Below are 23,314 nucleotides of genomic sequence, written 5' to 3'. Positions count from 1 at the left end.
AGTATGCGTATATTTATGTTGTTAGCACTGAAGTCTCCTATGATCTATTTTGATTTTGATATCTTACCTAAAGAAGATAAGAAAGTTGGTGAGATTCAGGCTGTGCATGGCTTTTTGGTTGCTGAAAATGACAGAAAAGGTTATGACTATGATGGTATAGCAAGTATTGAAAATGCTATCATTGCTCTAAGCGATGCTGGTAGAGTAAAAATTATGGAAATTTACAATGAAGTAAAGAATAAGTTTCAAAAAGATTATCCTTTGTTTAAGTTATCAGAACATGAGATTTACAAAATTATGGAAGAGATAGTATATTTCACTCTTTCTAATGACGTTCTTCTTCTTATATCTAGCTATCAAGATTCTAACGAACGTTACAATAGACGTTTGGAAGAAGCAAGATTGCTTATGCAAGAAACATTTGGGTTTAAAACCAATGGAGGAGAAGTTGATATTCAATATGACAATAGCTGGACGAAAAACAAGGATGAATTGTATACCAAAGAAGAAATTGCAAAAATAGATAGTGATACTAGAGTTGCAACTGATATGAAAGGGCTGATTACTGAACCAATATACAACGGCGAGCATATGTATAGAGGTGTAAAAGTAGTAACATAGTACTTAGTGTTCTATCGTTACATGAAACGTTGTCAAACAAGAGTTGACTCTTCACAGATATTGTAGTAATTCATTAACTATGTCAGATGTAAATAACAGTTCTATAATTTTTCTCTTATCAAGCGCTGTCGCTTTAATTTTTGCATATGTGCTAGAGTATTTTTTCAATATGATACCGTGTAAGTTATGTATATACGAGCGAGTAGTTTACTATGTTACAGGGCTACTTGCAGTTGCGTATATGTTCAAAGACAACAAAATCCTAATCTATGCAATGTTTTGCAGCTATCTCATTGGTGCAATAATATCTTTTTATCATGTAGGTCTTGAACTCCACTTATTTCATGATGTTTTAGGCTGTACAGAGCAAGCAAGTGGTAACGTTAGCATAGAAGAGCTAAGAAATAATCTATTAAACCCTAACTACTCTCCGTCTTGTGACAGACCTCATTATATTTTTGGTGTTTCGTTAGCAACATGGAATCTTATTTATCTTATAGTAGCTCTATTCTTATCAGGTAAAATGTATTGTGGAGAAAGAAATAAGGTACAACAGTAACTGGTATAGACGCTGTACTTGTTCGTTACTTGGTGCTGTCCGTAATTTAAAAATTTGGCAAGTCACACCCACTGATTCTTGCACAGCTGTACGAACATTATGGTTCAGCATGCCAGTGCCCTCTTTCTTGTCATCCGAGTAGCTGAAACTGGAAGTGCAGCTATCATCCAAATAACCTTTCATTGTTATGAAAGCAGCCTATTTCTTGTCATCCCAGTGCCCAGATACTGGGATTCAGTTTGTCCATAGTCTCACCAAAAACGTTGTATTTTAGCATAATTTTGTGCTCAATATGCTTATTTGTAGTAAAGATTTCAGCATCAAGTGCTGGCCTGAAGCTTTAGCTATAAATATTAATAAATTTACTAAGTAAAAAAAGGCAAAAGAATCCCTATATAGCGAGTTTTAATAATGTAAATTGATAATGTGCTAACAAGCGTGTTTTGGCTGAAGTAGAAAAAATTTAAAAAACATGTAGCCGCTATAATTTTTATGTAATCTGCCAATAAATATCTGAGTTTTGTTGTTAAACCCGCGGAGATTAAAAATAAGGATAAATACTCTTATTGATATAAGAAGAAAAGTGGGAAGGTTTGTCAAGCCGCTTCTATGCACCTGAGCATTGATCATACGGGTTCCATCTGTTATATATAGTCTTTTGCATACGAAGAAAACTGATGAATGAGTATGATATTACAGTTATAGGCAGCGGTCCTGGTGGTTATATAGCAGCAATTAGAGCGGCGCAGCTTGGACTTAAAACTGCAATTGTTGAAAAGGAGGAAAATTTGGGTGGTATATGCTTAAATTGGGGATGTATACCAACAAAATCGCTACTTAGAGCGTCTGAAGTTTATAGATTAATAAGAAGATCAGAAGAATTTGGCATAAAAGTAAAGGATACAAGTTTTGATATACAATCAATAGTGAAATATTCAAGGAACGTTGTTGATAAGCTATCAAGTGGTGTTGAGTATTTGATGAAAAAAAATAACATCAAAGTTCATCAAGGCTTTGGTAAACTTGCAGGTAACTATGTTGTAAAAATTCTTAATGATAAGAAGGAGGAGGAAATTTCTTCTAAGCATATCATTTTAGCAACAGGTGTAAGGGCAAGAAATCTTCCTGGAATCGAAGTAGATGGAGATTTAATATGGAATGCGCAGCACGCTATGACTCCAAAGAAGTTACCAAAATCTCTACTAATCATAGGTTCTGGTGCGATAGGAATAGAGTTTGCAAGTTTTTATAGTACTTTGGGAGTTGATGTAACAATTATAGAAGTAAAAGACACTATTTTGCCGCTGGAAGATAAAGATATTTCAAATTTAGCACAAGAAATATTCACAAAACAAAGGATAAAAATATATACAAACAGTAGCGTAAAAGCTTTGACTAAAAATAAAGACTTTGCTCAAGTGTTACTAAGTAGTGGTGAGAGCAAAGAATTTGATAGGGTGATTGTTGCAGTTGGCGTGCAAGCAAACACTGAAAATATAGGTTTAGAAAATACAAAAATTAAGTTGAGTCCTTCTGGTTTCATTGAAACGAATGAGTGGTATGAAACAAGTGAATCAAGTGTGTATGCAATAGGTGATGTAGCTGGTCCCCCATGTTTAGCGCATAAAGCAAGTCATGAAGCTGTAATCTGTGTTGAGAAAATTGCCGGTAAAAATGCTCATAAGTTAAAAAAAGAGTGCATACCAAATTGCACTTACTCTCATCCGCAAGTAGCAAGCGTTGGCCTTACTGAGGAACAGGCAATAAAAAGTGGATACGATATAAAAGTAGGAAAATTTCACTCCAACTTTAATGGTAAATCTATTGCACTAAGTGAAACTGAAGGTTTAGTGAAAACAATTATAGACAAAAAAACAGGCGAACTTCTTGGAGCTCACATGATAGGAGCGGAAGTAACAGAGTTAATTAGCAATTTCGCTCTTGCAAAGCAACTAGAGGGAACAGACTGCGACATAAAATCTACGATTTTTCCTCATCCAACTATTTCGGAAATTATACACGAATCAGTACTTGCTGCAGATGATGAATCGTTAAATAGTTAAGCTAACGATCCATTGTTTTAGAGCTACAATTATCCTGATTAGGCGATTCAATTCTAATAGATTGATTACCAATATCAGATTTTTCTAACTTTTCTTTTAACCCTTCAGCTGCTTCTTTCACTTCAAGCTTTTTTTCCTGATTAAGATCCTCTGGGCTTTTTCTTTTACTGTCTAAACCTTGTTGTCTATAAATATTTTTATTGAGTTGTTCTTGCTGAGGTAGATCAACAACTGAGTTAAAAAGAGCTTTTATTATGTTTTTTAATAAACCTCCGCTTCTGCTTTGCTCTTGAGGCTTATTTTTTACGTTAGATTCTTTTTTACTGTCACTACTTTTAGGCATTTTTAACTCAACTATCATAAAGCTTGATAAAATTTTACATGCAAAGTATTAAAAAATAATTAACAATCTATTATCAAATTACTACTTACAGATGACTATTATTCTAGCAACAGGCGGTACAGGTGGGCATGTTTTTCCAGCTATAACCTTAGCAAAAGCACTAAAGGTACAAGGGCACAATTGTATATTATTCACTGATCAAAAAACCATCAATATAGAAAGTTATATTTTACCATTGTGCAAGCCAAGTGGCAACAAATTGAAGTTTCTCTTTTTGTTAATGTATAGTTGTGTATTAGCACTGTATCAAACAAGAAAATTAAAACCAAAGCTAATCATTGGTTTTGGTAGCTACGCCTCTTTTCCAACTCTTTTTGCAGCAAAGATTTTTTCTATACCTATAATTTTACATGAACAAAATATAGTTTTAGGGAGAGTAAATAGATTCTTTTTCAAGAGTGCAAAATTAATTGCAACTAGCTTTCCAGAGACTAAGTATGCAGAAGGTAGTAAATGCGTTTTTACAGGAAATTTTGTCGATATAGAAGCACAAGGCTATTCTAGAGCTGAAACAGTTTTAAACGTGTTAATAATAGCAGGCAGTCAGGGTGCAAATTTTTTTGATGATGTAGTGAGCAGCGTAATTTGTGATCTACCTGTTGAAGTAAAAGAGAGGATTAGAGTAACGCAGCAATGTACGAAGAAAAATATAAACAAGGTCAAGAGTCTATACAAAAATGAAGGAATTGATTGTGAGTTAAGTGAGTTTTTCGATGATATGGAAAATAAACTGGCCAATGCTCATTTGGTAATTAGCAGAGCAGGGGCAACTTCAATAGCAGAGATTACTCTTGCTGAGCGTCCTGCTGTATATATTCCTTATCCTCACTCAAAAGATAACCATCAATTTTATAATGCAAAACATATTGAAGATTCGGGAGCAGCTGTAATAGTTGAGCAAAATAGTAACGCGAAAAAGAATCTAGGAGAGTTGCTAGTTGATTTATTGCAAAATTGTCAAAAATTGCGTGATATGGCTAATAATACTAAGAAAACAAGAATAAGGAATGGAGTTACTGAATTTATTAAGGCAATAGCTCAAGAACTTAGTTGACGAATTGCTTTTTTTTCAAATGCATCCCATAGTTCTTTTTCTAGTGATTTACTATACAACTTATTGATATAAACTACTCCCGTAGGTGAGGTAGTATTAATTTCGAGCAGGAAGTCATCTATAATATCAATACCAACAAATATTAGCCCTCTTTTCTTTAGCTCAGGACCAATTTTATTACATATTTCAGTGTCTCTATCATTCATTTCAATAGATTCAAAACTTGCTCCAAGCCGCATATTTGTTCTAATTTCTCCGCTAGCTTTTGGAACTCGCTTCATTGCTCCTATTGGTTTACCATCTAGCAATAGTATCCTCTTGTCTCTGTCTATATTCTTGCAAAATGCTTGTGCAATTACAGGACATTCATATTTTGCAACCATGAGCTCTGCTACTACTTGAATACTATTTTTGTCCTGTATCCTTATTACGTCGTTTCCTCCATAGCTATATAATGGTTTTAAGATGATATCTTGATAGTTGTGGTAAAAATCTCTCATCATCGATATATTTTCAGTGATCAAAGTTGGAGGAATTAACTCTGGAAATAGTGAAGTAATTAATTTTTCAGGACAATTTCTTATCTCTGTTGGATTATTAATTATCAATGCACTGGTTTTTTCTAAAATATAGGTAGTTGTGATGTAACGCATATCAAAAGGTGGGTCCTGCCTGATAAATATGATATCAATTTCATTTAGGTTGATTACTACATCCTCTTTTGAAATGAAGCTACAATCATCAACGCTGACTTTCTGAGCAAGAGCGATTGGCTGATTTAACTTGAGTGCTAGATTATTAGGGACATAGACAAAAATTTCGTGCTTTCTCCTCTGAGCTTCTTTTATTAATGCAAATGTAGTATCACTTTCGAAGTTTATACTTTTATCCATTTGAAAAGCTACTTTCATTTATTCTTCCTTCTTATTACAATATACTATAGTACCATAAAAGTGTTATTAATGGAGCAAAGTATGGAATTAACAGTAGGAAATAATGCACCTGATTTTAGTTTGCCAACAGATTCTGGCGAGATTTTATCGCTGAGTGAATTTTTTGATAAAAAAAATGTAGTCCTTTATTTTTATCCTAAAGACGATACTCCAGGCTGTACAATGGAGGCAAAAGGCTTTAGAGACAAAATAGAAAATTTCTCTTCTCTTGACACAGTGATAATTGGTGTATCAAAAGATAGCGTTAAGTGCCACGCTAACTTCAAAGCAAAATATTCTCTGCCATTTTCTTTGATTTCTGATGAAAATGCTGAAATGTTGGGAAAATATGGTGTTTGGGTAGAAAAGAGCATGTTTTTTAAGAAGTATATGGGAATAGAGCGGACTACTTTTTTAATAGATAAAAAAGGTAAAGTAGTGAAGATTTGGAAAAACGTAAAAGTTAGTGGACATGTTGATGAGGTTCTAGAGGAAGTAAGGAGAATATAAATTAAAGAATGACTACCCATTGCTATATAAAAAAACTGAAATTATATAACTTTCGTAGTCATTCAAACTTTGAACTGGATTTAGATGATAGACCAGTTGTAGTAACTGGCAAAAATGGTATTGGGAAAACTAATATACTTGAAGCAATCTCATTGCTTGCTAAAAGCAACGGAATGAAAAAAGCAAAAGCAAATGAGATGCAAAATAGATTCAGTAATAAAGATTGGGCAGTACACTATGACTTTTTCAATGGAGCAGAGCTTAACTCAATTGGTATAGGAAAGAATCTTAATAAGAAATTAATACAAATTGATGGGAAAACGCAGTCAAGCTACTCATCTTTGTATAGAATATCTAATGTAATATGGCTAATTCCACAAATGGACTATATTCTTCTTAATTCTCCAAGCGACAGGTTAAAATTTTTAGACCGTATAGTTTCACTATTTGAAGAAAATTACACCTATTGCTACATGAAATATAGAAAAGCTAAACGTGAACGAAGTGAACTATTGAGAGAGAATATCTTGGATGAAAATTGGCTTTCTAGCCTTGAAAACGTCATGGCTACCAATGCAGTTGATATTTTACGTATGCGTTTGTCTGTTTTAAAAATACTACAGGGCACAATTGATAACCATTCTTGTGAGTTTTTTCCAAAGGCAAGTTTGAAATTTAGCAGTCAGCTAACTTTGAACGATACTGCAGAATATTTTCAGAATCGTCTAAAGGAAAACAGAGAAAAAGACTCATTAACTGGTAGAGTAACCTTTTCTGTACATAATGATAATTTTTGGGTTTTTTGCCAAAAAGGGGACATGCCAATAAATCTTTGTTCTACTGGAGAGCAAAAGCTATTACTGCTTTCTATCATCTTATCTAGTGTAAAAGCAAGGTGTATTCATTACAATAAAGCACCTCTTCTTCTGCTTGACGATATAATGTCGCATCTGGATAAAGATTACAGAAAGGTGTTAATGGAGGAGGTGTTAAGCATTCAATGTCAAACTTGGATAACCGATGTAAATCAAGATAATTTCAATAACTATCTTTGCTCTTTCAAGTTTTTTGAATTATCAAGTAAATAAATTTCAAGCGTGCTGTCATACATCAAGCTCATATTCGGTATGTAAATCTCTAATTAAAGCCTCAGCGTGTTTTTTTTGAACAACTATACTGATCTTGATTTCGGACATTGTGACAGCAAGTATTTCTATCTTTTTTTCGCTTAAAACCTTGAGTGTGCGGTACATCACTTCAGTGTTAGACATAACACCAATACCAATTATTGAAATTTTAGCTATATTATTGTTTACGACATAATTTTCATTTTTGTTCAATAACTTTTTCATTAAATCAACATCAAATTTAGAAATCAAAAAGCTTGACCCATGTATCATGTCAATTTTAACGTTTGCTCCTGCTATATCTCTTAAAGTATCCAGAGTATTTGCAAAGTTAGTAAAAGTTACAAGAGCTTCGTGAGTGCTATAAGTTATTCCAGTAATTAAGTATCTTTCCAGTACATCTTTTTCGTGTAGTACTGTAGTGCCTTCTACTTCCTCAAAAGTGGATAACACCTGCACCTTAATATTATGCTTCATTGCAAGTTGTACTGAACGATTATGCAATATTTTAGCACCAGATGACGACATCTCCAATATTTCATTGTAAGAGATAGATTTAAGCTTGCGTGCCCTTGGAACAATTTTTGGGTCTGCTGTATATATTCCGTCAATATCAGTAAAAATTTCACAAGTCCTAATACCAAAGACTACAGCAAAGGCAATTGCTGAGATATCAGATCCTCCTCTACCAAAAGTAGTGATTCTATCATCGTGTATACCCTGAAAACCAGCAATGATTGCAGCAGTATAACCCTCAGCAAAAGATCTTTTTACATGGTCAATTTTTATCTTTTTTATTTTAGACTCAGAATAAAAATTATCCGTTACAATTGGTAACTGCCAGGCGAGCCATGATTTAGCATTAACTCCGATAGATTGAAGAGTGATAGCTAATAATGCGCAAGAGATCTGTTCTCCTGCTGAAAGGAGAACATCATACTCTGATAACTCTTGTCTACAATTTAAATTTGAAATTTGCCTAGCTTGAAAAACCATTTGGTCAGTGAATCCTGCAGCAGCAGATACAACAGCGATTACATTACAACCTTTCTCAATATCATTTTTTATCAGGTTTGCAACTCGATTTAAGTCAGTTAGTGAAGTCCCACCAAATTTTTTTATGATTATTTTGTTCATAGTTACAATAAGGTCAATTTTTCACCTTTCTAGAGAGTACAGTTGTTTAATTAAATGTGTTTTTTCTGGTCACTAATTAAAGTGATATAGGGCTATTCATCTTTATCATTACCAAGTTCTTTTAACATACTGTAGTTGCCTTTTCTAAATTTACCTTTTAAAGATGTAACTCCACTTTCGCTAATTCCACTTAAACTTAATGCTGCTCCACCTAGCTGCAATCCAATTTCAGATGTTTCGGGAATAATTTTACTAGCCCCTAGATCTTTATAAACCTCCACATTATTCAAATCTGGCAAACGTATTATAATATTTACATGCGGAAAATTTGCTGCAACTAGAGAAACTATTTTCTTTATAGTAACTTCGTTCTTTATCGAAACCACAAGAGCTTGAGCTCTTTCTATTCCTACTGATTTTAAAATTTCATATCTTGTAGCATCTCCAAGATATATAGGAAAACTGTCATTTTTTCCTTCTTTTACTATTTTTGATTGAATATCTACAACAACATAACTTAAATGCTCTGCAGTAAGCATTTTTGTTACCATATATCCCACTCTACCAAACCCAGCAACTATTACGTGATTATAAAGGTCTTGTGTGTCTGTTTCGATTGCTTCATCGTCTAGTATTATTTTTTCAGTGCTAAATGAATTTGCTATCCAGTCTCCAATTCCCGATAAAAGAGGAGTAAAAGCCATAGTTACTGTAGTTACCATCATAAGCACTTGAGCGATTTCACTTGATAGTACATCTAATTCATCTGCTAAACGGAATAAAATAAATGCAAATTCACCGCCTTGTGCAAGCAGTAATCCAGCTTGTATTGCAGGTGCACTTCTAAATCCAAAAAATCTACACAATGTATATATAATGGACGTCTTTAAAACGATAAGGATAATTGATAATAAAGTAACGAGTGGTAACTTATTGAGTAAAAGGTCAATATCAATAGACATGCCAACAGTCATAAAGAATAAACCAAGAAATAAGTCTTTAAATGGCAATACTGCATGTTCTACCGAATTCCTGTGTTCTGTTTCTGCAACTAGTAACCCAGCAACAAATGCGCCTAATGCCATTGATAAATGAAATTGTTCAGTAATAAATGCTGATCCTAATATTATCAGAAGTGTTGTTGATATAAAGATTTCATTACTCTCCATTTTGGCAATAACCGAAAACAATGGCCTCAGTAATAACCTACCAGTTACAAATATCAACACCAATGCAATAGCTGCTTGCACTAATGAGCCTGCCAACGAGCTTATTAAGCTGTGTTCAGAATTGCCAGTAAGCAGGGGCACTAGTACTATTAGAGGTACCACTGCAAAGTCCTGCATTAGTAGCACTGCTATTGACAATCTACCAACTTGGCTTGCTTGAGAACCCTTTTCTTGCAGAACCTGCAACACTATTGCTGTTGAGGATAGTGCAAGTCCACCACCAATAACTGCTGCCATGTTTGTATTTACTCCAAAGGCAAGAGCAATGCACCATATTGCTATCATGGTAACTATAACTTGAAGGGAACCAAACCCAAACACATGCCTACGCATAGCGATAAGGCGTTCAAATGTCAATTCAAGACCTATAATGAACAATAGAAAAACTACGCCAAACTCTGCAAAGTTATCCATTACTTCAACTGAATGTATCAGATTAAATCCATGAGAACCAATCAATGCACCTGCAACAAAGTAACCAAGTACTGGGCTAATATTCATTTTCCAAAACGCTATGACTATAAACACAGCAGCAGAGAGTAAAATTATAATATCAAACAAATGCTGAGAGCCGCTGTGCATAATATTTAACCTGTAGAATTAGACCATTTTATTGAACAACCAATGCTTGATTTTTGGTCAACTGGAGGATTGCTAGTTTCTGCAATAAATTTCATGGCTTGAAATAAATCACTACTTCCTACTTCGTAATTTTGAACTTTCTCTTTTTTTGTGTTGTTAAAACGCCCGCGATAGCAGAGGGCTAGTTTGGAATTAAAGCCAAAAAAATCAGGGGTACAAACAGCACCATACTCTTTAGCTACTTCTTGGTTGTTGTCAATCAAATATGGAAATGTAAACTGATTTTCCTTGGCAAAATTAATCATGTTTTCAAAGGAGTCTTCTGGGTACTCATTTACATCATTTGGCATGATTGCAACGGTGTTTACCTGATAATCTTTTTTCAACAAATTAACATCGCTTACTAGATTGCTAATAATTGATTGAACGTAAGGACAGTGATTGCATATAAACATTACAATGAGACCATTTTCCCCATAGCAGTCACTTAATGTATAATATTTGTTATCCACTCCCAGGAGATTGAAATTCTTTGCAGTAAAGTCTAAATCTATCTTAGGAGTGTCTAGCGTAACCATAGCTCATAGAGAATTGTATACCATAATTTATGATCTTATTGCTTAAATGTCAAATGGTTTCTATGTACACTGCTTGCATTTAGCATTGTAATTATAAAATTTATGTTCATAACCTTCGAAGGAATAGATGGTTCTGGTAAAACAACACAGTCTGAGTTACTTGCAAATTATTTCAAGCAAATTCACGGTGAAAATAATGTCGTATTGACTAGAGAACCAGGTGGTACTGATTTTGCAGAAAAAATAAGAGGATTACTACTTAAGGATAATATTGATCCTATTTCTGAACTCTTGCTGCTTATCTCGATGAGGCACGAACATATGAAAAAATTAATATTGCCAGCTCTTAAAGAGGGAAAGACAGTTATTTGTGATCGATTTATCGATTCAACTATTGCGTATCAAGGGTATGGACTAGGTGTTGACTTGAGTCTAATAAGAGACTTACACAAATTAGTGGAAATTAAATATCCAGATATCACATTTATTTTAGATATTGATGTTCAAGTTGGACTCAGCAGAGCAAAGGATAAAAATAAGTATGAAGAAATGAGCATTGATTTCTATCATAAAATTCGAAAAGGATTTCAAGAAATAGCTATAAAAGAATCTAATAGATGTAATGTTATTACTGGAATTGAAAAAAAAAGTGATAATCATGTACACAATGAAATTATTGATATTGCAAAGACTTAGCTATACGTATTGAACTTTTGCTAACCTAAACAGTTACTGCATTAACCTGTGGTAAAAAATTATCAATTTTAGGTGACGTTATTTCATACGAAAGACTCTCTTTTTGATTAGCTAAAAAACTTTGTATTTCATTTTTAGGTTTTTCACTTATTGTTCTATATATTCTTGCGCGATTAATTAGCTCATTTCTACTATTCTTATTGCTTACTTCAGTTATGGTAAAAAATTGATCAAAGTGATTTAACAGATCCTCGTCTTTTATCGAGGATGCAACGCTATCAATTTCTCTTACATATAAAGCAAGTTTGTGCGCTTTGATACGATCCTCAAAACAAAGATTAATCAGTATGTTACAAAACTTATTTTTTGTGATATCTCTTGTTTTTGCTAGCAAAGATTCGATCTCGTCTTGGCAACGCACTCTCTTAACTGACTCAGCAGGTTCAACCATACCTAGAACATTTTCTACTACAGATTTTTTCTCACAACCAAAAAGAAACGTATAATATCCCATAGACAGAGTCAAGAGAAGGAATATAGCTGGAAGCAAGAATGGAGCAAGTACATTTTGCGATCCAGGAAAGATAAACCAGATAGCAGTTGCTGCTGATACAGCTAAAAATAACCCTGACATAACGAGTTTTATTTTTCTTCTGTATCCGTTATCAATAACCGTATTTACGCCAATAAAAGCCACATCAACCATTGCTCATACCTCACTAAAAGTAATATTAGCTTAATAATAGCATTGTTGTGATAAGAAATCAATATTATGAATATTTTAATTAATTTATAAAATCATCCAACCAAATAGAAAAAAGGCAAAAGAAGTCCCGAATAGCGAGTTTTAATAATTTAAATTGATAATGTACTAACAAGCGTGATTTGGCTAAATGTAGAAAAAATAAAAAAGACATGCAGCCACTATAATTTAATGTAATTCACCAATAAATACCTTAAGTTTTTTACTGAATGTTGCGATTGAGCCTACAGGTCAAAAACAAGCTTTGAGTCAGAAATACCATTGCTATTATAATAAGAGAAATCGCGATGTTTGTACAATTGAAAGATGGTTGCGGGAGTAGGATTTGAACCTACGACCTTCAGGTTATGAGCCTGACGAGCTACCGAGCTGCTCCATCCCGCGTCGTTGCTTATTTATTATTATATGCGTAATAATAATAAATAAAAGAATAAAATCACACTATTACATATATTTATATATCTATTAACCTTTCTTAACATGATAGTAAATTATATACATAACAATCTGTGCAATGAAAAATATAACTTGATATTGTGGTTCCCTGTTTTTCAGTGTGCAGGAATTTTAACCTATTTCTCATTAAATTTTGAACCAAGCTGTGCTTTCACTATATCTATTTTTCTCTTGCTTTCACCTATACTAATTCTGATTGCAATATTATACAGGAAATACGCAATATTATGCATTTCTTTAATTGCAGTGCTCATAGGATTTACAGCCAGCAAATTCAGAACAGATTCAGTTAATACTCACATTCTTGATAAGGAAAGGTATGTGAAAGATATTGTTGCTACAGTGAAGGATATTAACGATAGGGGCTCATATAAACAATTTTTGCTTTATGAAATAAAAAACACGAAGTTCAAGCTGGATAACATCAGAATATCAGTTAAAACCAAAGCGGAAGAAGGCATTAAAATAGGGGATCAAGTAAAATTATCAGCAAAACTCTTTCCTCCAAAAATTGCGCCTTCGGAATATGCATATGATTTTGCAAGAATAGCATATTATCAGAAAATAAGTGCAACAGGCTTTGCAACAAGCAAAATAGTCCTGTACAAAAAGGCTGAAGCAAGAAAATTTCAAGAGTATATAGAATCTTTCCGTCAATATATCTATGAAAACCTACAGCAAAATACCAAAAAGCCACACGCGGACATAATCTCTGCATTATTAATTGGCAAAAAAGACGGGATAGATCAAAAAACTATGAATGCGATACGAGATTCAGGTATAGCACATTTATTCGCTATATCTGGTTTACATTTATCGTTTGTTGCTGGTCTATTTTTTATAGTATTCCGTAATTTATTTGCAATATCTGAAACTTTGACTCTTAAATATAACACTAAAAAAATATCTGCATTCTTTACTATCTTGCCAACTACCTTTTATTTGTTGATTACCGGTATGCAAATTTCTGCTCAGCGTGCCTACATCATGGTGATCTTGGTACTTGTTGCAATAATCATAGAAAGGAAATATCGAGGATTAATAGCAATTGCGTTTGCTGCTTCGGTGATACTCATAGTGGAGCCAGAAGCAATCTTAAAGCCAGGTTTTCAAATGTCATTTTCTGCTGTTTTGGCACTAGTTGCCAGCTATCAGATCAATGCTAATAAGTTATTCAAAATAAAAATAATAAAATATTTTGTGTCGATAATGATCAGCTCAATAATAGCAAGTTTAGCAACTGTTCCGTACACAATATACAATTTTAACTATTTTTCAATCAGTGGCATTATCACAAATTTGATTGCTATACCAATAGTTACACTCATTATTATTCCACTTGGAATAATATATGTTTTATTGATTCCTTTAGGTACTCAGTGGATTATAACGCCTCTCATGGAACGCCCAATTGACAGCGTTTTATATATAACAAACGCAATTGCCAGTCTTCAGTATTTGGTTATTCCTATTCGCACTTTTCCTGCCTCATTAATTATTATAATAACGCTTGGGCTATTATGGTTATGCTTGTGGGAAAGGAATTGGCGTTTCTTTGGAATTTTCTTTATTGTGCTAGGTATTTTCTCTAGCGCTATGTATACAACTCCTGACATTCTAGTCAGTGCTGATAATCTTGCTGTAAAAGAAGATGACAATTTACTATATTCCCTTACTAGAAAAAACAGAAATTTTGTTGTCAAAACGTGGGCAAAGCAAAACGGGCAGAATCAAATTGTGAATCATACTAAATTCAGTAATTCAAACAAAAGGCTAAAATGTAATGATTATGACTGTACATATAATAAAGGAAATAATAAGTCAGTGTTGCTAACTCATAAAAGAGAAGATATTTTAGAAAATTGTAACAATGTCGATCTAGTAATTCAGTTAAGCAAGTTTAACTATCCAGCTTGCAATACTAAAATCATCAAATACTCTGACTTAGAGGCATATGGCACACACTCTGTTTGGCTAGCAAATAGTGGCATAAAGGTTAGCAAAGTCCGTTCTAATCGTCCTTGGCATAAGCCAAAAACTTGTTTTTAAAGTATCATTTATATATAATTACTTAATTAGGATGCAAGCATCGAACAGACAAAATCTGTCAAATCAGAAAGAAACACACAAATTTAAGTTTTTAGTAATTTTCAAGTATAATTGTAGAGGGAGCGCCTCTGCAGTTATGATCGACATTTTCAATGGTGCCTAAGTGCCCGTATGCAAGCATGGTCTTGGAAGGAACGGTCAAATCATTGATGGAGTCATTTAGACTACCTCGGTTAGGAGATTGTACTATCAACCGTTCCAAGCTGAAGCGTTTCCCTGTAACAAATTATATGTAGGAGTTACCATGAAAAAAGCAAAAAGTAAATTAGAAATAGTGAATCCTAATGCAGCAGGAATAGACATTGGTTCAGCTGTACACTATGTGTGTGTACCTGAAGGAGGAGATGAACAACGCGTTCAGAAATTTGGCTGCTTTACTGAAGACCTTCATAACTTAGCACAGTGGTTGAAAAAGTGTAAAGTTACAACAGTAGCTATGGAATCAACAGGAGTATACTGGATTCCTTTATTTCAAATACTTGAGTCATATAAATTCGAGGTAAGATTGGTAAATGCACGGCATGTAAAGAATGTACCTGGTAGGAAGTCTGACGTTCAAGATTGCCAATGGCTCCAACAACTGCATAGCTACGGACTGCTTCATGGATCGTTTAGGCCAGATAATCAGATGTGTGTATTGCGCAGTTACGTGCGGCAGCGCAGAAATCTCACTGAAAGTGCATCTACGCATATTCTACGTATGCAGAAGGCATTAATTCAAATGAATATACAATTACACAAGGTTATTAGTCATATTACTGGGATAACTGGTATGAAAATCATTGAAGCTATAATTGAAGGCGAAAGAGATTCTGAAAAATTAGCAGAATTCAGGGACGTGCGAATGAAAAATGATCAGTCTACTATTGCAAAAGCGTTAGCTGGTGACTATAGAGAAGAACACTTATTCACGCTAAAGCAAGAATTTGAACTATATAATATTTATCAAGAAAAAATAGCAGAATGTGATAGAAACATTGAAGCCTATTATAAAACGTTTGAAACAAAGTCTTGTGAAAGCAAACAGCTAAGTAAGCAAAAGAATAAAAATAGCAAAAGTAAGCCAAGCTTTGCTTTGTATGAGGAACTGCACCGAATCACTGGTATGGATTTCACTAAAATTCCTGGATTTGATGTATTAAGTATACAAACCATAATTTCAGAAGTTGGTATAAACCACAGCAAATGGCCAACAGAAAAGCACTTTTCGTCGTGGTTGGGACTCAGTCCTGCTAATAAAGTTACAGGGGAAAAAGTGTTTAATACAAGAACACGTAAAGTCATTAACCGTGCTGCAAATGCTTTGCGAATAGCTGCTCATTCTGTAGGAAAGAGTAAAAGTGCGTTGGGTGCATACTACAGAAGATTGAAAAAACGACTAGGAGCACCGAAAGCAATAACAGCTACTGCAAGAAAAATGGCATGCATATTTTATAGTATGCTCAAATACGGACAGGAATATGTAGAAAAAGGAATGGAATACTATGAAACACGCTATAAAGATAGAATTGTAAAAAATTTGATCAAAAAAGCGAGCGAATTTGGCTACATATTAGTTCAACAAGAAGAGTTAGTTGAGTGAGTTTCTTAGGAGGAAATTTATGCCTTTAGATACAACAAATCCTTTCAATGTTAAAGTAGATCATAATTTTGCCAAAATAGATGATGCTATTGGTTTTTTTCCTAGGTTATGGCGTGCAACAAAGAAATATTCTGTAAGTAACACTCTACCCATAGCGATTGTAAATATTTGGCTTCAATTTTCTTTGGCTTATGTAGCTGCAATAATAATAACCCATAATGATCTAAGGTTTATTACAGATATTTTTAACCCAACATTCATGCCAATTTACACTTTGGTTTCTATTATTCTTTTAACAACTTTTGTAGCCTCTTCTGCTATGAGATATATGCATAAGCAGGAGATAAAAGAAGGAGAAAAGTTGATAGAGGAATTAATAAATAATAAAATTAGAGGTGGCAAAGACAACGAGATGAGTGAAATCGCTGAAAATGCTCTGAAAATAGAGATAAAACCAAATTTAAGTCTTATAGATTCCAAAAAAGCAAACTTTTCAATAGTTTTGCCAATTTCTGAAAATCAGAAAAAAATATTAGATAATCAAATACAAGAGAATAAAAATAAGGCCATTTTTCTTACCATACCATATGTAATTAGTGCTGTAATTATAGTCGGTGCGTTAATACAAAATAGATTGAGCTTTGCCAATATTCAGGCTTTGGAATGGGTTCCAGTTGTACTGGCTAGTATCATTGCTATCGTTGGAATATGTATAACATTCAGCAAGCTAAAAACCAATGAGATAAACAATAATCATAATGTTGTTAAAAAATTTAATAATTTAGATATTCTCTTTCCATGCAGAAGAGGTGGTTTTGTATCGGTAATGGAAAAAAAGACAAAAGATGAGGAAGAAAATGATCCAATATCTCGATTAATAAAATTACTAGATAAGCACTTGACTAATTTTACAGATAAAATTGTTGACTCATTTGATAAGCGCTTAGATGAAGCTAAAGATCTACTTGATAGCAAACTTCTAAAACCTGCAAATGATGAAATTCAAGAAACACTTGTTCATCTACAAGGAATTAGAGGAGACATCAAAAAAGATTTAGATAAGTTGCGTAAGGAAATGATGGTCATTTTAAGCGAAGCTAAAGAGCTGGCAAAAAGAACAAATTCACTAAAAATTGAAAGCATTTTTTCTAGTTTAGAGAATACTATTAAAATCGCTGAAGATAAGGTTGAGCGATTTGAACCAAGCAGATTAGTTGGCTTTTTTCAATCTGGAGAAAGAACAATTAGCGATGATCGTGAGTTCATAGATACATTGGAAAAACAAAAAGAAGAAGCGGAAAAGATAAAGAACGAATTAGAAGAAGAACTAAAAAAAGTAAAAGATGAGCTAGCAGAATTAAAGAATAAACAGACTCAATCAAATGAACCTAATAGCAGTGAAGGCAGTATTACTGCTACTTCTCTTGAAAAACAGCGAGATGAAGAGAAAAAAGCAATAGAAAAACATAGATTATTAAAATCAAAAAAAAGGATGAAAGAGCTGGAGCAAGAAAATGCAAAATTGGAAAAAGAATTATCTGAACAAGAAAAAATGGATGAATGGAGAAAAAAAGTTAACGGTAAAGCAAGTGACTTTCTATATTATTTATTAGAGTCTATTAAGCTAGAAGAAAAAGATAAAAAAGAAGAAAAGAGGGAGTTAACGCTACGGGATTTTGATAATAAAATAATAATTTACTGGAAAGATGGCTCTCAAACAATTTGCCATATTAAAAAACAAGACGGCCTTCAAATTCAACCTAGTACAAAAGTTGATTTTGTGAATCCAGATGTTCATGCAGCATTCAAAGTAGCTTGCGCAGGGTAGTGACCATAGATATAACCTTAAATGTTAATAGTGACGAAAAAAAATTAAGGCTAGATACTTACATAGCTAAAAAGTGTAACATATCACGCAGTAAAGCACAAAGATTGATACAAGATGAGCGGGTAACATTACTTGGCACGCCGATAATTAATAATGACCACATAGTAAAACCAGGTGAAGAGTATATAGTACATCTCGTTCAACCTGACATATCCACATCAATTGAACCTAACTATAATATAAAGCTTGATATCATCTACGAAGATGGGGACATTATAGTTCTGAGTAAACAAAGTAGATTAACAGTACACCCAGGTGCTGGAACAAACAATGATACACTCCTGAATGCAGTGATCGCTCACCTTGGCAAAATTCCATATATAAATACAAGACCAGGAATTGTTCACAGGCTTGATAAAGATACTAGTGGACTCATGGTAATTGCAAAAAATGAACAATCCCACAGCTTCTTGTCTGAACTGCTATCAAATCGTAAAATAAAACGGGAATACTTAGCAGTAATTTGGGGAGCATTACCTAATCTGCAAGGAACAGTAAAAACCCATATTGCTCCAAAACGCAGTAATAAAGAAATGATGTGTGTCACAAAAACAGCAGGTAAATTAGCAATCACTCATTATTCAGTGAAGAAAATTATAGGGCAAGCAAGCCTGGTTAAATGTACTTTAGAGACAGGCAGAACACACCAAATTCGAGTACACATGAGCCACATAGGACATTCTGTAGTTGGTGATCAAGTTTACGGAAAAAATAGTAGTAAAAGTGAAAAACATGCTAAAAACTCTGACTTTATCCGTAATTTCAATAGACAGGCACTACATGCTCACACGCTAGGCTTATATCATCCAAAAAGTAAAGAATATATAGAATTTGTTTCTGATTTACCACAAGACATGCAAGTCTTAATCGGTGAATTTGAAAATATATCTTAACAACATTCATATCAATATTATCATCCATGTTATCAAGAAGTTAATTAATGAGAGAAAAACTGCTGCACTACCTAGATCTTTCACTTTTTTTGAAAGTATATGTTGTTCACTGGAAATACGCTCAATTATTGTTTCAAAAGCAGTGTTAATAATTTCTACAATTAACACCAAAAATAGGCTACTTACCATTACTGCACGTTCTAAATTACTTACATCTAAAACAAACAAAGTTGAAACACATATTATAAAAAGCAGTAACTCCTGTCTGAACGCAACTTCTGATACAAAAGCTGATTTTATTCCTTCACAGGAGTATTGAATTGCTTTTATTAGACGAGTAATGCTTTTCTTCATTATCAATTTTGGAAACTCAATGAATTACACTTATTGCACTCAGGTAAAAAATGCATGAAAACACCTTTCAGTCGTGATCACTTACAAAGATTTTTAAGTTAAAGTCTAGCATATTGTTTGAATCAAGAAAATTAGTACAAAGCCTTTCAACAAACGCTCAAGGCAGTTATATATTGATACTGACACAAAAATCCTTTAATTAAATTTCTCTCTCCTTAGCTTACACGATCCTCATTTTGAAATAAGTAATAATTTATTATAGTCTTGATATTTAAATATTTTGTATCTGCTGTAATGATTTCACTTCCAATTTGCTATTCTTTACATATTGAATTGCAAGCGCTAACGCTTTACTCCCAGAAGCTGTGGTGCTATAAGCTATATTTTGCAAAATAGCAGTTCTCCTGATATCTTTGCTATCTGAGACTGATTTCACACCTTTTGAAGTATTGATTACTAGATTTATTTTTCCATCTTTTAGCATATCAACTATGTGGGGTCTGCCTTCTCTCACTTTATTTACAGCTTTTGCAGCAATGCCGTTATTGTTCAGATGCAAAGCTGTGCCTTTGGTGGCATATATTTCAAAACTCAGTTCTTTCAACATTCGTACAACAGGCAATATATACTCTTTATCATCATCTTTTACTGAAACCAGAGCTGTTCCTTCTGTTGGTAACTTGTATCCTGCAGCCATGTGCACTTTTGCAAGTGCAGCTCCGAAAGATAAGTCAATTCCCATCACTTCTCCTGTTGATTTCATTTCAGGACCAAGTAAAGTGTCAATTCCCGAAAAACGCGTAAATGGAAAAACAGCAGCTTTAACTGCAAAATGATTGAAAGGCTTGTTTTCCTGATTCAATTTTTTACCCAAAATAACCTGAGTGGCAAGCTTTGCAATAGGAATATTGATTACCTTGGAAATAAAAGGAACTGTACGGCTAGCCCTTAAATTCACTTCAAGTATGTATACATCACTCTCTTGAACAGCAAACTGAATGTTTATCAGACCTTTCACTTTTAATGCTAATGCTATTCTCTCAGTTTGGAGCTCGATCTCTTTTATTACTTCGTCACTCAATGTATTTGTCGGTATTGAACATGTTGAATCGCCAGAGTGGATACCAGCTTCTTCAATATGCTCCATAACCGCTGCAATGAAAACTCTTTCCCCATCACATACAGCATCAACGTCAACCTCAACTGCATTGACTAAAAATTTATCAAGAAGCAGCGAACCATGCTCAAAGATTTTAGTGTGATTCAGGACGTACTCTTTGAAGCTATCAATATCATGCAAAATTGACATAGACTGACCACCAAGGACATAGGATGGCCTCACTACTAATGGAAACCCCACCTTTTCTGCGTTGATTAACGCTTCTTCCACTGAATGACAGATAGAATTTTCAGGTTGTTTTAAATTAAGTTGCAAAGCAAGATTTTTAAATCTCATGCGATCTTCTGCAAGGTCAATAGAATCAAAAGATGTACCCAAGATATTAAAACCTCTTTCGTTCAGCACTTTGGCTAATTTTAAAGGCGTTTGACCACCTATTTGAACTATTACACCAACTAGTGTGCCATTTTCTTGCTCTTTACTTAGTATTTCAAGCACATCCTCTGCAATGAGTGGTGCAAAATATAAACGATCAGCGGTATCATAATCAGTTGAAACGGTTTCGGGATTGCAGTTAATCATTATTGTTTCGTATCCCATTTCTTTGGTGGCAGAAACTGCATGAACGCATGCATAATCAAACTCAATACCTTGACCAATGCGATTTGGACCACTTCCTAAAATGACAACCTTTTCTCGGTCAGAAATGTCCGCTTCGCATTCTGTCCTGTTTGTAATGTCTCCCTCATAACATCCATACATATAAGCAGTGCTCGATTCAAATTCAGCTGCACAGGTATCTACACGTTTATAAACTGGATTAACACCAAATTTTTTCCTCATTGCTTCAATTTGCTCTGATGTCATTCCAGTGCGTGACACTGGAATCCACCTATTTTTTTCTTGGATCCCAGCTGGGATGACAGAGGTAGGTCTATTACTTAACTTTGCGAGCCTTGCATCTGAGAAGCCCATTTTTTTCAGCTCTAATATTTCATATGCAGTTTCAGGAAGGCCGTTTTCCTTGATTTTTTGTTCAGCTAATATAATTTGCTGTATATTTTGCAAAAACCATAAATCATAACCTGTAATCGAATTTATTTCTTCTATGCTAATTCCGTGGCGCATTGCGTCAGCAGCAATCAGTAATCTGTTTGGCAGCAATTTTGCTAACTGAGATTTAATATCTGTGTCTTCAGAAAACACTTCATCAAGTCCCGTGAGCCCTGTTTCAAGTGAGCGAAAAGCTTTCTGCAGTGACTCATTAAAAGTACGGCCGATTGACATCACTTCTCCCACTGATTTCATGGAGGTTGATAATTCACAATTTGTCCCCTTAAATTTCTCAAACTCAAATCGAGGAATTTTAGTGACGATATAATCAATCACTGGTTCGAATGCTGCTGGTATTATTGGAGCACAGTCGTTACGTATTTCATCGAGCGAATAGCCAATAGCAAGTTTAGTGACAACTTTTGCAATAGGATAGCCTGTTGCTTTTGAGGCAAGTGCAGAAGAGCGAGAAACCCTTGGATTCATTTCAATTACAACGAGGCTTCCATCTTCTTTAGGATTCACTGCAAACTGAACATTTGCACCACCGGCACTAACATCAATTTCCCTCAGCACTGCTATAGATGCATTTCTCATTTGTTGATATTCAGCATCACGCAGAGTCAAAGCAGGAGCAACTGTGATACTATCTCCGGTGTGCACTCCCATTGGATCAACATTTTCTATTGAACACACTATTATACAGTTATCCTTGCAGTCACGGATAACTTCCATTTCATATTCCTTCCAGCCGATAATTGATTCATCTATCTGAACTTCATTTATTGGTGAAATTTTTAGAGCACTTTCTGTGATATTGAAAAACTCCTCTTTATTGTATGCTATGCCACTACCTGCGCCACCAAGAGTGAATGATGAACGGATGATTGCTGGTAATCCAATGTAATCCAAAGCCTTTTTTATTTGTTCTTGATTTTTTATAATGATACTTTTGGGGTATTTTAGCCCTATTTTATCCATGGATTGGCGAAATAATTCTCTATCTTCCGCTTTTTTTATTGCTTCTCTATTTACCCCTATTAATTCTACGTTGTATTTGTCTAACACTCCATCATCTGCAAGTTTTATTGCACAATTAAGTGCTGTTTGCCCTCCCATTGTTGGTAATATTGCGTCTGGCCTCTCCTTAATTATAATTTTTTCTATGATTTCAGGTAGTACCGGCTCAATATAAGTTGCATCAGAGAATTCAGGATCTGTCATTATAGTTGCGGGGTTGGAGTTAACCAAAATGACTTTATAACCTTCACTTTTTAATACTTTACAGCTTTGCGTTCCAGAATAATCAAACTCGCATGCCTGACCTATAACTATTGGGCCTGCTCCTATTACTAATATAGATTCTATATCTGTGCGTTTTGGCATAATTACAATAACGATCTCTATTCAAGTAATGTTACCAATCTTTCCTGTATATGTGAATTTTTATTAAACCTATTAGCTAACTACTTTTAGGCTTGACGCATAACTGTACGAACATTGCAATTTGCGTGGCAGATTCCAGTGCTTGACACACAGCTGTACAAACATTCATTTTTGAAGGTAAATTGCACAGCAAATGATGTCATTCAAGTAGCTGACACT

Annotated in this window: 19 protein-coding genes and 1 tRNA gene; 11 read left to right on the top strand and 9 right to left on the bottom strand. The window is 34.1% G+C overall.

Annotated elements, in window-relative coordinates:
- The first annotated feature begins 39 nt into the window (after positions 1-39).
- The 3 genes from ACICP1_RS00305 to lpdA all read left to right on the top strand — a co-directional run bounded on the left by ACICP1_RS00305 (position 40) and on the right by lpdA (position 3,243).
- Positions 40-621 carry a hypothetical protein gene (locus ACICP1_RS00305; RefSeq protein WP_395460868.1) on the top strand — a complete coding sequence of 194 codons (582 nt, stop codon included), beginning with the start codon at positions 40-42 and terminating at the stop codon, positions 619-621.
- Positions 622-700: 79 nt separating this feature from the next.
- Positions 701-1,180, top strand: a complete 480-nt coding sequence (locus ACICP1_RS00300) for a disulfide bond formation protein B (RefSeq protein WP_064085878.1) — start codon at positions 701-703, stop codon at positions 1,178-1,180.
- Between the two features lie 677 nt (positions 1,181-1,857).
- Positions 1,858-3,243 (top strand): dihydrolipoyl dehydrogenase, encoded by a 1,386-nt coding sequence (lpdA, locus tag ACICP1_RS00295; RefSeq protein WP_139686719.1) that lies wholly within the window; start codon positions 1,858-1,860, stop codon positions 3,241-3,243.
- Between the two features lies 1 nt (position 3,244).
- Here lpdA and ACICP1_RS00290 read toward each other — a convergent pair whose 3' ends face one another.
- Positions 3,245-3,604 (bottom strand): hypothetical protein, encoded by a 360-nt coding sequence (locus tag ACICP1_RS00290; protein WP_395460867.1) that lies wholly within the window; start codon positions 3,602-3,604, stop codon positions 3,245-3,247.
- Positions 3,605-3,677: 73 nt separating this feature from the next.
- On the opposite strand from ACICP1_RS00290, the gene ACICP1_RS00285 reads away from it, so the two are divergent.
- Positions 3,678-4,700, top strand: coding sequence for a UDP-N-acetylglucosamine--N-acetylmuramyl-(pentapeptide) pyrophosphoryl-undecaprenol N-acetylglucosamine transferase (locus tag ACICP1_RS00285; RefSeq protein ID WP_353281599.1), 1,023 nt, complete (start codon positions 3,678-3,680; stop codon positions 4,698-4,700).
- Here the strand turns inward: ACICP1_RS00285 and gshB are convergent.
- Positions 4,685-5,611, bottom strand: a complete 927-nt coding sequence (gene gshB, locus ACICP1_RS00280; protein ID WP_264682504.1) for a glutathione synthase — start codon at positions 5,609-5,611, stop codon at positions 4,685-4,687. The genes ACICP1_RS00285 and gshB overlap by 16 nt on opposite strands.
- Positions 5,612-5,674: 63 nt before the next feature.
- On the opposite strand from gshB, the gene bcp reads away from it, so the two are divergent.
- A complete protein-coding gene (bcp, locus tag ACICP1_RS00275) occupies positions 5,675-6,142 on the top strand; it encodes a thioredoxin-dependent thiol peroxidase (protein ID WP_264682501.1) in 468 nt (155 codons plus the stop codon).
- An 8-nt stretch (positions 6,143-6,150) separates the two neighbouring features.
- Positions 6,151-7,230: a DNA replication/repair protein RecF gene (gene recF / locus ACICP1_RS00270; RefSeq protein WP_264682499.1), complete on the top strand. Its 1,080-nt coding sequence runs from the start codon at positions 6,151-6,153 to the stop codon at positions 7,228-7,230.
- A gap of 15 nt (positions 7,231-7,245) precedes the next feature.
- Here the strand turns inward: recF and ACICP1_RS00265 are convergent, their stop codons facing one another.
- The 3 genes from ACICP1_RS00265 to ACICP1_RS00255 all read right to left on the bottom strand — a co-directional run bounded on the left by ACICP1_RS00265 (position 7,246) and on the right by ACICP1_RS00255 (position 10,795).
- Positions 7,246-8,406 (bottom strand): aspartate kinase, encoded by a 1,161-nt coding sequence (locus ACICP1_RS00265; RefSeq protein ID WP_395460866.1) that lies wholly within the window; start codon positions 8,404-8,406, stop codon positions 7,246-7,248.
- Between the two features lie 92 nt (positions 8,407-8,498).
- Entirely contained in the window at positions 8,499-10,217 is a 1,719-nt protein-coding gene (locus ACICP1_RS00260) for a monovalent cation:proton antiporter-2 (CPA2) family protein (RefSeq protein WP_010403808.1), read from the bottom strand.
- Positions 10,218-10,222: 5 nt separating this feature from the next.
- Entirely contained in the window at positions 10,223-10,795 is a 573-nt protein-coding gene (locus ACICP1_RS00255; RefSeq protein ID WP_064085908.1) for a thioredoxin family protein, read from the bottom strand.
- Between the two features lie 102 nt (positions 10,796-10,897).
- Between ACICP1_RS00255 and tmk the strand changes: the two genes are divergently transcribed.
- Positions 10,898-11,491 (top strand): dTMP kinase, encoded by a 594-nt coding sequence (tmk, locus tag ACICP1_RS00250; protein WP_010403811.1) that lies wholly within the window; start codon positions 10,898-10,900, stop codon positions 11,489-11,491.
- 25 nt (positions 11,492-11,516) lie between these two features.
- Here the strand turns inward: tmk and ACICP1_RS00245 are convergent, their stop codons facing one another.
- Both ACICP1_RS00245 and ACICP1_RS00240 read right to left on the bottom strand, forming a co-directional pair.
- Positions 11,517-12,197, bottom strand: coding sequence for a hypothetical protein (locus ACICP1_RS00245; RefSeq protein WP_265041969.1), 681 nt, complete (start codon positions 12,195-12,197; stop codon positions 11,517-11,519).
- A 364-nt stretch (positions 12,198-12,561) separates the two neighbouring features.
- Positions 12,562-12,638: transfer RNA gene (locus tag ACICP1_RS00240), tRNA-Met, on the bottom strand.
- A 96-nt stretch (positions 12,639-12,734) separates the two neighbouring features.
- Between ACICP1_RS00240 and ACICP1_RS00235 the strand changes: the two genes are divergently transcribed.
- The 4 genes from ACICP1_RS00235 to ACICP1_RS00220 all read left to right on the top strand — a co-directional run bounded on the left by ACICP1_RS00235 (position 12,735) and on the right by ACICP1_RS00220 (position 19,182).
- On the top strand, positions 12,735-14,759 hold the full coding sequence (locus tag ACICP1_RS00235) for a ComEC/Rec2 family competence protein (protein ID WP_395460865.1): 2,025 nt from the start codon (positions 12,735-12,737) through the stop codon (positions 14,757-14,759).
- 304 nt (positions 14,760-15,063) lie between these two features.
- Entirely contained in the window at positions 15,064-16,401 is a 1,338-nt protein-coding gene (locus tag ACICP1_RS00230; protein ID WP_395460864.1) for an IS110 family transposase, read from the top strand.
- 19 nt (positions 16,402-16,420) lie between these two features.
- Positions 16,421-18,229 (top strand): coiled-coil domain-containing protein, encoded by a 1,809-nt coding sequence (locus tag ACICP1_RS00225; RefSeq protein WP_395460863.1) that lies wholly within the window; start codon positions 16,421-16,423, stop codon positions 18,227-18,229.
- Positions 18,229-19,182 carry an RluA family pseudouridine synthase gene (locus ACICP1_RS00220; protein ID WP_395460862.1) on the top strand — a complete coding sequence of 318 codons (954 nt, stop codon included), beginning with the start codon at positions 18,229-18,231 and terminating at the stop codon, positions 19,180-19,182. Before ACICP1_RS00225 ends, ACICP1_RS00220 begins: the two co-directional genes overlap by 1 nt.
- 6 nt (positions 19,183-19,188) lie before the next feature.
- Here the strand turns inward: ACICP1_RS00220 and ACICP1_RS00215 are convergent, their stop codons facing one another.
- Together ACICP1_RS00215 and carB are read right to left on the bottom strand one after the other, a co-directional pair.
- Positions 19,189-19,536 carry a diacylglycerol kinase gene (locus tag ACICP1_RS00215; RefSeq protein ID WP_064085518.1) on the bottom strand — a complete coding sequence of 116 codons (348 nt, stop codon included), beginning with the start codon at positions 19,534-19,536 and terminating at the stop codon, positions 19,189-19,191.
- Positions 19,537-19,807: 271 nt separating this feature from the next.
- On the bottom strand, positions 19,808-23,095 hold the full coding sequence (carB, locus tag ACICP1_RS00210; RefSeq protein ID WP_264686883.1) for a carbamoyl-phosphate synthase large subunit: 3,288 nt from the start codon (positions 23,093-23,095) through the stop codon (positions 19,808-19,810).
- Positions 23,096-23,314 lie beyond the last annotated feature (219 nt).

Origin of the sequence: Wolbachia endosymbiont (group B) of Ablattaria laevigata, assembly GCF_964277395.1 — a bacterium.
GTDB lineage: Bacteria > Pseudomonadota > Alphaproteobacteria > Rickettsiales > Anaplasmataceae > Wolbachia.
This window is presented reverse-complemented; position numbering and strand designations above follow the sequence as displayed.